This window comes from Hyunsoonleella sp. 2307UL5-6, from assembly GCF_047345485.1.
Taxonomy (GTDB): domain Bacteria; phylum Bacteroidota; class Bacteroidia; order Flavobacteriales; family Flavobacteriaceae; genus Jejuia.
This window is the reverse complement of sequence record NZ_JBLFEN010000002.1, coordinates 38,920-50,160: the sequence shown is the minus strand read 5'-3', so window position 1 is coordinate 50,160 and position 11,241 is coordinate 38,920. Positions and strand designations below refer to the sequence as shown.

Sequence of the window (11,241 nt, the reverse complement as noted above, 5' to 3'; positions counted from 1 at the left end):
TACTATCCTTTTCGTTGCACCACCTCATATACCTGGTTTTCATCGCATTTTAGCGTTTTGCTAGGGTATTTTAAAAGCAACGCATAATCGTGTGTAGCCATAAGTATTGTGTTGCCATTTTTATTAATATCTTGTAGCACTTGCATTACTTCTATACTGGTTTGTGGGTCTAAATTTCCTGTAGGCTCATCTGCTAAAATAAGTTCAGGATTATTTAATAATGCTCTTGCAATAGCTACACGTTGCTGCTCGCCACCAGAAAGCTCATGCGGGAATTTAAATCCTTTGGTTTTCATACCAACTTTAGTTAATACCTCTTCTACACGTTGGTTAATTTTATCTTTGTCTTTCCATCCGGTAGCTTTTAAAACAAAAATGAGATTATCATTTATAGTGCGGTCTATCAATAGTTTAAAATCTTGAAATACCACACCTAGTTTTCGTCTTAAATACGGAATGTCTCTTTCTTTTAAAGTTTTTAGGTTGTAATCCACAATAGCACCTTCACCATCTTTTAAAGGCAAATCGCCATAAAGCGTTTTCATAAAACTACTTTTTCCTGTGCCTGTTTTTCCTATTAGATACACAAACTCTCCTTTATGTATTTCAACATTTACACCAGAAAGCACTAAACTTTCACCTTGGTAAATAGAGGCGTCTTTTAAATGTAAAATAGTTTCTGGCATGTAAAAAAAATTTGTAATTACAAGTTTAAAGCTTAAAGTTTAATGGCGCAAACCCTTAACAGTTTTTCTTTTTATTTATTGTTTTTTCTTAAATATTTCACCTTTATTTTTTGATGTTGTTTAACATTTAGTACTCAAAATATAATTCTAGCATAATTGTTGCGTTATAGATTAAGAAAATATACAAAATGTATATTTTGGTTTTAAAGTAATTAGTTGTTCTCTTAAAATGAGAATCTAAAACCTTTGTTTATCTTTGAATTTCATCAAACAAAAATAGATACTAAATGCATCTTAAACGTTTTATTTTAATCTTAACGCTATGCTTAGGATTACAAGTATTTGCCCAACAATCTGCGGTATATACCAATAGTTTAGCCGATTTTCAAAAGGCATTGAGCCTTTATAATAATCAACAATATCAGGCTGCAAAGTCGCTGTTTTCACAAATCAAAAAAACTACAGATAAAGCGGGTGTTAAGGGAGAATGTGCCTATTATATTGCCAATTGTGCGGTGCGCTTAAATCAGCAAAATGCAGATCAATTAATTACAGATTTTGTAGAAGATTATCCTACCAGTACAAAGCGAAATACAGCGTTTGTAGATGTAGCAGATTATTATTTTACAAATGGAAAATACGCGTATGCTAGAAAATGGTATGCTAAGGTTGATGAAGGTGCGCTATCTAGAAAAGAACGTCAAAAATTTTATTTTAATAATGGCTATACAGCGTTTGTAACCAAGCAGTATAAAGATGCCAAAACGTATTTAACTAAGGTTGAAAACTCTTCTGAATATGGATCGCAAGCCAAATATTATATTGGTTTTATGGCTTATGAAGGTGATGATTACGATAGTGCTAATGCGTATTTTGAGCAAGTTGAAGACCAAGAGCGCTACAAAGAGAAATTATCATATTATCAAGCCGATTTAAATTTTAAATTAGGTAAATTTGAAAAAGCCATAGCCTTGGCCAAAGATAGATTAGACACTAGTGATGCTGATGAAATATCAGAATTATCTAAAATAATAGGCGAAAGTTATTTTAATTTAGAGCAGTATGCAGAGGCTATTCCGTTTTTACAAGCTTACAATGGTAAAAAAGGCAAACGCCAAAAAAAGGCAAAGTGGAATAATACCGATTTTTACCAATTAGGGTACGCCCATTACAAACAAGGTGATTATAATAAAGCGATCTCAGAATTTAATAAAATTATTGGAGGCACCAATAGTATTGCGCAAAATGCCTACTATCACTTAGGCGAAAGTTACATCAATCTAGATAAAAAACAAGAGGCTTTAAATGCTTTTAGAAATGCATCTCAAATGGATTTCGATTTAAAACTTCAGGAAGATGCTTGGTTAAACTATGCTAAGATTAGTTACGAGATTGGTAATCCCTATCAATCTGTACCACAAGTATTGGCCGGTTACTTAGGTAAATATCCAAAAACGTCTTATAAAGTAGAGATTGAAACACTATTAATTGATTCCTACATCACTTCAAAAAATTATGAAGAAGCGCTTAATCTTCTAGAAAATAAAAAAAGTTTTGAAAATAAAGCTGCTTACCAAAAAGTAGCATTTTATAGAGGTTTAGAATTGTATAATGATACGCAATATATAGAGGCTGAACAATTATTTGATACATCTTTAAACCAAGCTATAGATGCAAGTTTTATTGCGAGAGCCACGTTTTGGAAAGCAGAAACCGATTATAATTTAACCAATTATGAAGATGCTTTAGTTGGCTTTAAGCAATTTATCCAACAATCTGCAGGAATAGATGTGCCAGAACTAAATAACATAGATTATAATTTAGCATACACGTATTTTAAGTTGAAAAATTACAATCAAGCCTCAAATTATTTTGATCAATTTATAGCAAAACGTAGTGATGATAAGGTTAGATTAAATGATGCTTATCTAAGATTGGGCGATGGGTATTTTGTATCAAGTCAATACAATAAAGCGATAAGTGCTTATGAAAACGCTGTGAAAATGAATGCCATAGAATCTGATTATGCGTTCTTTCAAAAAGCCATAAGTACAGGTTATGCAGGAAATTCTTCAAAAAAAATAAAAGAATTAGAACGCTTTATTGGCGAATATCCAACATCTAAATTACGAGACGATGCTTTATACGAACTAGGAAATTCTTATGTAAAAGCAAACCAAACGAATAAAGCTATGGCGCGCTACAATAAATTAAACTCAGAATTTAAAATGAGTTCGTTTGTACCAAAATCATTGTTGCGTCAAGGATTAATTCATTATAATGCTAGTAAAAACGAAGCTGCGTTAGTGAAATTTAAACGTGTAGCTAGTGCATATCAAGGCACTCCAGAAGCGGTGCAAGCAGTGTCTACAGCACGATTGATTTATATAGATTTAGGACGTGTAAACGAATATGCCGCTTGGGTTAAACAATTAGATTATGTTGAGGTAACCGATGCAGATTTAGATAATACTGCTTACCAAGCTGCAGAAAAACAGTATTTAGAAGGTAGTACCGATGCCGCGATACAGCAGTTTAATAATTACCTTAATAGTTTTCCTAATGGCATCCATAGTTTGCAGTCGCATTTCTATTTAGCACAATTATATTACAAGAAAGATTTAATTGCTAATGCGGCACCGCATTATAAATTTGTGGTGGAAGCGTCTCAAAGCGAATTTACAGAAGAAGCATTATTAAGACTATCACAATACCATTTAGAAAATAAAAACTGGAATGAAGCTATACCGTTATTACAGCGTTTAGAAGTGGAAGCAAATTTTCCTCAAAATGTGATTTTTGCACAATCTAATTTAATGAAAGCCAATTATCAATTAGAAGATTTTGATAACGCTGTAACATACGCAGAAAAGGTATTAAAAAGTGCAAAACTAGATAATAAAATTAGGAGTGATGCGCATATTATCATTGCACGATCTGCAATAAAAACGGGTGATGAAGCCAAAGCAAAATTAGCTTATAGAAATGTACAACAGGTGGCAACAGGCAAAACTGCCGCAGAGGCACTATATTACGATGCTTATTTTAAACATAAAGATGGCGATTATAAAGCCTCTAACACATCAGCACAAAAACTAGCAAAAGATTATTCTGGTTATAAATATTATGGCGCGAAAGGGCTAGTGGTTATGGCTAAGAATTTTTATGCCTTAGATGATGCATATCAAGCCACATATATTTTAGAAAGTGTCATTGATAATTTCACGCAATTTACCGATGTTATTGATGAAGCAAAAACCGAATTAAAACAGATAAAGCAAGAAGAAGCCAAAACAAATGCATCAATTGCGCCACAGGATTAAAAATAGTTAACAGCTTTAAAATTCAGAAATCAAAAATTGTTAATCGTCAATCTTAAATCAAAAAACACATGCGAAAGCACATACAGCATATAATATTACTTTTAGTTACACTAAACACTCTAGTTTCATTCGCTCAGAAAAAAACTAATGATACTATAAATACAGGAGTTATAGATGTCGTTAAGCCTTATGCACCATCCATTTCAGATGCCTTTAAGGTTAAAGAAGTACCATCAACTAACGATGATGAGGCTATCAAGAAAAAGGATATTAAATACAATATTTTTTCATTTCCTGTAGCCTCTACATTTACACCAGCAAAAGGGAAAGCAGCGACTGTAGAAAAGGCAAAACCAGTAAAATTATTTGATAATTATGCCACATTAGCTGTAGGTTCTTTTACTACAATTGTAGGCGAAGTATATTTAAACCACGCCATTAATAGAACCGAAAGTGTTGGTGGTTATCTTAGTCATCATTCCTCGGGTGGTGGTATAGAAGGCGTTCAGCTTGATGATAATTTTTTAAATACCACGTTACATGCTAATTATACATCTCAGCTTCGCGATTTAGCGTGGACGGTGCAAGGTGGGTTTCAACACCAACGTTTTAATTGGTATGGTGTGCCTCAATCTCAAATAGCAACAGCATTAAACGATGGTGTAAACCCAGAGCATACCTTTTCAAATGCACATTTTGGCGGCGATATAACTTTTCAAGATACCTATATCAATTCTGGGAGTTTCTATTTTAGACGCTTTTTTGACGATCAAGGCTCTGGAGAAAATCGTTTTGTAGCAAAAGCAAAAGTAGATATTCCTGTAAATGGAGAAGAGGTATCTACCGCTGTTACTATTGATTATTTAGGTGGTACGTTCGATAGGGGCTTTACTACTACAAACGAGGTAGAATACGGGAATATTACCGTAGGTATTTCACCCTCATACCAATTACGTCAAGACGATTTAACTGTAAATCTCGGCGCATCAATTAACTATTTAAACGATAGAGCTACTGGCGATAATACATTATTTATCTATCCAAATATTACAGCAACTTATAGATTAGTAAACGATGTGCTTATTGCGTTTGGAGGTATAACAGGTGTTTTAATTCAAAATTCGTATTACGATTTTGCAACCGAAAATCCTTTTGTATCACCAACGCTTTTTGTACAGCCAACAGACCAACAATACAATGCCTACGCAGGGTTAAAAGGTAAGTTGTCTAGTAATATGAGTTACAGTATTAACGGCCTCTATAAATCTGATAGGAATAAAGCGCTTTTCAGAAATAATGAGATTACCCTAAGGCAAAATCAACCGTATTCTTATGGAAACTCGTTTGGTATTGTGTATGACGATATTAAAACCTTTGGAGTAGCAGGCGCTTTAAATGTAGACGTTAACAGAAATTTTACCCTTGGTATAAAAGCAGAATATTTTACATATAACACAACCAATGAGGCCGAAGCATGGAATTTACCAGATATTGTGGGTTCTTTGTTTTTAGACTATCAAATAGACGAACATTGGTTTGCAGGTGCAAATTTAATATACACAGGCGAGCGTAAAGATCAGTTTTTCTTAAACGATGGTGTTACTGCTACAACACCGTTTACGCAAACTTTAGATAGCTTTTTTGATGCCAATGCACACGTGGGATATCACATAAACGATCAAATATCTGTGTTTGCAAAAGCCAATAATATAGCTAATAATGAGTATCAACGCTGGCAAAATTTCCCAGTACAAGGCATTCAGTTTCTAGCAGGTGCTACCTTTAAGTTTGATTTTTAAATACACTTTTTTTACCATTCCCGCTAAGTCGGAAATCTCATCAACCTAAACTCTCTTGTGCTGCATTTATTTTAGAATTTCAAGATCTCGTGCTGTCATACAGAACAACATGATGAATCTCTTTTTTTTTGGCGTTCCCCTATCGGGTCAGGCTTTCCGTTACAAGTCCTCGCACTTCCTTCGTCAGGCTGTGGGCTTTCCACTACAATCCTTAACGCGCTTATTTGCTAAATGTATTTTAAAATCAGGGAGACTTTTTTTTTCAGAGGTTCGTTTAACGTTGTTGTGTAAGGATAGTTGCGCGTTTAAGCCACTGACTTAGTAAAAATGGAACGAGCCAGAGGGAAATCCGCAGGATTTTCCGAGTAGGCAGGAACCAAGCAATTATTTTTATACAATGTTAGCAGCTTTAATTATTTTGAAAAGTACAAAAGTGCATATCCTTCGAATTCTTCTGTAATTTCCACTATCATTTCGGATTCTGTAAGCTTCTTTAAAGTCATATCTTTTAAAACGTATCCATCATTAGTGAATTTGATAATATTGTTTTCTGTATCCAATTCATATGTTCCATTAAAGGAACTAACAATGGAGTCCGAAGAAGCATTTATTACTACATTCTGATACTTTCCATCTTTTTCAAAAGTTAGGTTTTGTATTTGTTTGGCGGTATAGCCAGTACTTTTTTCGGTTTCAGTCCATTTTCCGTAAACTTCAGAGAAATCAATCTTATATTCGGATTTACAAGAGTTTATGAGAGTGGTAATTAAAATCAGTAGTACTATTTTAAAATTAGTCGATATCATTCTTAGGTTTTAGTCTATTTTGTTGTTTATTGCTGCCAACGTGCTATCGGATATACGTCCGTTTTGATGACTTATATCCGAAGTTAGGTGATTATTTTTACAAAGTCAAGCGAAATATATTAGTTTTCTATGTATTTTGTTCATACATAAATAACAAAGTTACTCTTAACTTAATTCTATGGTTTCTTGTATATTAAAACACCTAATTTGGTAACAATTACTGGTGAATAAAATCCGCGAGGGCTTTCGTAAATCATCTAAAACAAGCTGTAAATTGGATACTGTGTTATGTGTTGTTATTTTAAAATAGAGAATATCCAAATACTACTGATAATGTTTTATAGTCCGCAAACCAATTTGAATAATTACCTAACAAATGTCTGGGTGTTTGATGCCTTAACTCTATGCTGTATTTATCATTATACTTATAACCTAAACCAAAAGCCATATTATATGCTGTTGTAATTTCCAATGAATCAATTTGTGAATTATTTCTATTTAAATCATAAATTAAAGAAGCATTTATAAAAATTTTAGAATTATCACTTAAAAAGAAGTAATGTCTTACGCCAGTATGGAATTCAATAGAGCTATAATTAATAATTACATTTCCTAAACTTCCGTTAGTTGATTCTTCTACTATAAAACTTTGATAAGTTGGCTCAATTATAAGTGACCATTTATTTTTATTAAAAGGAAGAATAAATTCGGCTTCTATTCCAAAACCAAAACCTAGTTCGTTTTTAATATTAGTATTTTTATAATTAGATTCTAATGAAGAGATATTTAATCGAGGCCTGATATTCAAATTAAATAAATCTCTTTTTTTCTTTTTTTCAAAGTTGATGTATTCTTGATTATTACAGCTGTTATGCGCTACAAAAAAATTGACCAAATCTGATTTTCTGTACTTTAATTTTTCTATTCTGTTTTTTGTAATGTCAGAGCATTTCAAATTAGCCCATAGCTGGTTTCTAAATCTATTATTTATGCCAACTTCATATTCAGGAGTTATATAACTTTTAAATACTAATTGTTCAATGTTAGATTTTTCGATGCTGTAAAAATATCTTATTAAACTAGCATCAACGTAACTATATAAAGTAGATTTTCCTTCGACCAATACTTTTAAAAAGAGTTCTTCTTCTTGAAATGTAGGTCTTCTATCATTATCTAATTCATCAACTTTGTTACTAGACCTATCAATTTTCACCAAGCTTCTTACATATTTTGAAGCGTTAAGTATTGCAAATTCTTTAACTGATTTTATTGTTTTTTTAATTAATTCGCTATTTTCTGATAACTTATATTTGAATTCAGTTGGATTACTTTCCCAATCAAGATTTTTAATTAAGCAATTAACTTTTTGATTGTTATTGTCAATGTAATATCCGTTTTCAAAAGAAATTTGGGAGTAGCAATTAAAACTTAAAATTGTGGTTAAAAGAAATAGTAATTTTATTTTCATCATTATTTAATTTATTAATATCTAAGTTGTTTAGTTTTAATAACACATAACGTGTTATTGGATATACGTCCGTTTCAATACTGAAACAAAATTAAGCACTAATAACTTATATCTGATTTTTAAACGAATTTAGATGATTATTTTTACATAATTAAGCAAAATATATTAGTTTTCTGTATATTTTGTTTACACAGCAATAACAAAGCCACTCATAAATTAATCGCGCCAAATAATTAAACTATTCATAATTCTTTTTGAACAAACAATACATCTTAGTATTTGCTATAAAGTATTTATTGGGCGTTCCCCTATCGGGTCAGGCTTTCCGTTACAAGTCCTTGCTCTTCCTTCGTCAGGCTGTGGGCTACCTACCTGCTAGCAGACAGGTCCACTACAATCCTTAACGCGCTTATTTGCTAACTGTATTTTAAAAACAGGGAGACTGTTTTTTTTGGGGAGGTTTGTTTAACCGTCTGATTTATTAGTAGTTGCGTGAGTTAGCACTTAACTGTGCAAGTACGTTACAAGTTGGAAATTCTATAGGAATTTCTAAAGTAGCAGAGAACAAGCAATTACTTAGAGTCATCGTTGGGTGTAGTTATTTTTTTAGTTAAAGATTTTAAAAATTCGTCCGCTGTCATCACAGGTAATAACGATTTTTTAAAGTCCTTTCCATTTCTTGTTATTATGATTTCACATTCCGATTCTGTAGCACTAAAATATTGTAAAGCATCTTCAAAATCCTTTATCGAAGAATTAAGTCCCTTTTCAATCGTTTGTTCATCCAGAGAGCATATTTCACAGAGTATCTTAAACTTTCTTAATTTTCCCCTAGCAATTTCTCCATTCTCAAATTTTGATATAAAATAGTTTACTGTTGCGAATGAAATAGGTGAAACAACCATTGTTAATTTTTCCTTTTCCGCTAAAGTTGCAATTTTCGCAATCGGTTCATAAAATGGTTTTCGCTCTCCTAAAAAGTCTAGCATTACATTAGTATCTATAAAAATCCTTTTGCTCATTTATATTTTTCAATTAAATAATCAGAATATTCTTTTTTACAGTCCAAATTTGCTGGAATTTCAGTTCCTGTTGAGATGCTTTTCACGAAAGGTGAAATCTCAAATTCAGAGGTGTCATTTTCTGAAGTTAACGAATGTAAATAAGCCTCTACAATTCGGGATAAACTCATTTTTTTATTGGCAGCATATTCCTTGGCTTTTTCAATAATCCTTTGATTAAGCTTTAAAGTTAATTTTGTGTCCATAACAAATTATTTTATACGTACAAATATATTAAAATAATCCGTACAATTGGATTTAGCGATGATTTTTGTTGTGAGGTTTAATTACACCTAACATACTATTGAAGATAGTCCGTTTCAATACTGAAACAAAATTAAGCACAAATAACTTATATCTGATTTTTAAACGAATTTAGATGTTTATTTTTACATAATTAGGCAAAATATATTAGTTTTCTGTATATTTAGTTTTCGTAGTAATAACAAAGCCACTCATAAATTAATCGCGCCAAATAATTAAACTATTCATAATTCTTTTTGAACAAACAATACATCTTAGTATTTGCTATAAAGTATTTATTGGGCGTTCCCCTATCGGGTCAGGCTTTCCGTTACAAGTCCTTGCTCTTACTTCGTCAGGCTGTGGGCTACCTACCTGCTGGCAGACAGGTCCACTACAATCCTTAACGCGCTTATTTGCTAACTGTATTTTAAAAACAGGGAGACTGTTTTTTTGGGGAGGTTTGTTTAACGGTCTTGTATATGGCTCGTAGCGTGCAAATTATAAAATTATTTTCGGATGAAGCACGAGCCGAATTTTTTAATTTTTCTTATTAGCTTTTTTCTCAATAAGCCAAATTAAAAAATTTGGCGGACTAGCAAATATACCTTAACTTCGATTAAGCAACTAACAAGCTATGAGCTATATACGTTGTTGGCAGTAGGCTTTATTTTTTCGGATATATTATGTGATTTCGGTCATACCAAACCACATAAAAAACTCCTTTGTATAAAAATCCAACTGCACGTGCTTCTATTTTATATTGTAAGTCAAATTGGTAAAGTGTCGGAAGTTCATTTTCTGTCATTCCACGATAGCTTGGTGCTAATACTTTTAGAAAGTCAGAAGGATTTAAGCTAACTTTTTTGTCTAATAAGTTGATGGAATGAAATCTTAACGCTTTGGTCAAACGCATTCTTTCGTATGTGAAACTCGAAACTTTTTTTAAACCCTCTAAAAATCCCAATAAATCATCTCGGTCATTAGACTTTACATTAAAACACAATTCTGTTTCGTTAAGTGATAAATAGTCAAATGCAAAAATTGGCTTTAAATTTTTTACGGAATGAAAAGGTATTCCTTGCTCTCCGACTTTATATTTAGACAATGAATTTATTGCACTTTCGAGTTGATTTTTAGGGTCTGGAATATCAAATCCTTTTCTCTTACTCTTTTTAGCCATTTATGCAGTCAATTGTGCAGAATAAAATTCTTTCATTCTGTCTTTTGGAATAACATTCGTGCATCTTTCGTGAGGTGGAAAACCTTGTCTTGCTTCAATCCAAGGTTGCTCACTATGTGTTAACATTTCAAGTTCAAATGAGCTTAAAGTTCCATACTTGTTTAAAACTGAATAGATAAGTTCAATTTGGTCTTCAGTCAAATCATTTTCTTTAGCGACTTTCTCAATTCTTTCTTCTGACGAGTCAAGCTCATCATTAATTACTTGAATATCATTATATCCAAACTGTTTTAAGTCTTGATATAATTCAGGAACAACGGGTCCGTGAACCCAAGCTTCAAAGTTCTCATCTATCAATTCAGAATTGAAATGAACTAAATGCCAAGCCTCAACATAGTAAACAAGTTTCTGTAATTTTTTTGGTGATACAGAAACTCCTTTGCTGTTAACGTAGTCAGTTATTATATGTCCTAATGCGGTCGCTTTCATTTTGCAAAAGTACTAAATATTAAAATCTTAACCTAAATTATTCAATTAGTAATGTTTTTCCAGCTTACTGCCAACGTGCTATCGGATATACGTCCGTTTTAATAACTTATATCCGAAGTTAAACGAAGTTAGGTGATTATTTTTACAAAGTCAAGCAAAATATATTAGTTTTCTGTATATTTT

At 32.1% G+C, this 11,241-nt stretch carries 9 protein-coding genes; 2 read left to right on the top strand and 7 right to left on the bottom strand.

The features are described 5' to 3' along the window. Positions 1-2 precede the first annotated feature (2 nt). The gene (locus ACKGJY_RS03695; protein ID WP_413972505.1) at positions 3-686 is read right to left on the bottom strand and encodes a cell division ATP-binding protein FtsE; all 684 of its coding nucleotides are present in this window, start codon (positions 684-686) and stop codon (positions 3-5) included. Positions 687-973: 287 nt separating this feature from the next. On the opposite strand from ACKGJY_RS03695, the gene ACKGJY_RS03690 reads away from it, so the two are divergent. Next, the gene (locus tag ACKGJY_RS03690; protein WP_413972504.1) at positions 974-4,009 is read left to right on the top strand and encodes a tetratricopeptide repeat protein; all 3,036 of its coding nucleotides are present in this window, start codon (positions 974-976) and stop codon (positions 4,007-4,009) included. Positions 4,010-4,077: 68 nt separating this feature from the next. Then, the gene (locus ACKGJY_RS03685) at positions 4,078-5,808 is read left to right on the top strand and encodes a TonB-dependent receptor (RefSeq protein ID WP_413972503.1); all 1,731 of its coding nucleotides are present in this window, start codon (positions 4,078-4,080) and stop codon (positions 5,806-5,808) included. Between the two features lie 413 nt (positions 5,809-6,221). Here ACKGJY_RS03685 and ACKGJY_RS03680 read toward each other — a convergent pair whose 3' ends face one another. The 6 genes from ACKGJY_RS03680 to ACKGJY_RS03655 all read right to left on the bottom strand — a co-directional run bounded on the left by ACKGJY_RS03680 (position 6,222) and on the right by ACKGJY_RS03655 (position 11,058). Further along, on the bottom strand, positions 6,222-6,614 hold the full coding sequence (locus ACKGJY_RS03680; protein ID WP_413972502.1) for a hypothetical protein: 393 nt from the start codon (positions 6,612-6,614) through the stop codon (positions 6,222-6,224). 301 nt (positions 6,615-6,915) lie between these two features. Then, positions 6,916-8,085, bottom strand: a complete 1,170-nt coding sequence (locus ACKGJY_RS03675) for a tRNA modification GTPase (protein ID WP_413972501.1) — start codon at positions 8,083-8,085, stop codon at positions 6,916-6,918. A gap of 569 nt (positions 8,086-8,654) precedes the next feature. After that, entirely contained in the window at positions 8,655-9,104 is a 450-nt protein-coding gene (locus ACKGJY_RS03670) for a type II toxin-antitoxin system VapC family toxin (RefSeq protein ID WP_413972500.1), read from the bottom strand. Then, complete coding sequence (locus ACKGJY_RS03665) at positions 9,101-9,349, bottom strand: DUF6364 family protein (RefSeq protein ID WP_413972499.1); 249 nt, start codon at positions 9,347-9,349, stop codon at positions 9,101-9,103. The genes ACKGJY_RS03670 and ACKGJY_RS03665 overlap by 4 nt, the downstream gene beginning before the upstream one ends. Before the next feature lie 704 nt (positions 9,350-10,053). Continuing rightward, positions 10,054-10,569: a hypothetical protein gene (locus ACKGJY_RS03660; RefSeq protein ID WP_413972498.1), complete on the bottom strand. Its 516-nt coding sequence runs from the start codon at positions 10,567-10,569 to the stop codon at positions 10,054-10,056. Further along, positions 10,570-11,058 carry a Panacea domain-containing protein gene (locus ACKGJY_RS03655; protein ID WP_413972497.1) on the bottom strand — a complete coding sequence of 163 codons (489 nt, stop codon included), beginning with the start codon at positions 11,056-11,058 and terminating at the stop codon, positions 10,570-10,572. It abuts the gene before it with no gap. Positions 11,059-11,241: the final 183 nt, after the last annotated feature.

Coding starts and splice junctions, on each gene's coding strand:
- ACKGJY_RS03675 (WP_413972501.1), bottom strand. CDS start 8,085: ATGATGAAAATAAAATTACTATTTCTTTTAACCACAATTTTAAGTTTT.
- ACKGJY_RS03660 (WP_413972498.1), bottom strand. CDS start 10,569: ATGGCTAAAAAGAGTAAGAGAAAAGGATTTGATATTCCAGACCCTAAA.
- ACKGJY_RS03655 (WP_413972497.1), bottom strand. CDS start 11,058: ATGAAAGCGACCGCATTAGGACATATAATAACTGACTACGTTAACAGC.
- ACKGJY_RS03665 (WP_413972499.1), bottom strand. CDS start 9,349: ATGGACACAAAATTAACTTTAAAGCTTAATCAAAGGATTATTGAAAAA.
- ACKGJY_RS03685 (WP_413972503.1), top strand. CDS start 4,078: ATGCGAAAGCACATACAGCATATAATATTACTTTTAGTTACACTAAAC.
- ACKGJY_RS03695 (WP_413972505.1), bottom strand. CDS start 686: ATGCCAGAAACTATTTTACATTTAAAAGACGCCTCTATTTACCAAGGT.
- ACKGJY_RS03680 (WP_413972502.1), bottom strand. CDS start 6,614: ATGATATCGACTAATTTTAAAATAGTACTACTGATTTTAATTACCACT.
- ACKGJY_RS03670 (WP_413972500.1), bottom strand. CDS start 9,104: ATGAGCAAAAGGATTTTTATAGATACTAATGTAATGCTAGACTTTTTA.
- ACKGJY_RS03690 (WP_413972504.1), top strand. CDS start 974: ATGCATCTTAAACGTTTTATTTTAATCTTAACGCTATGCTTAGGATTA.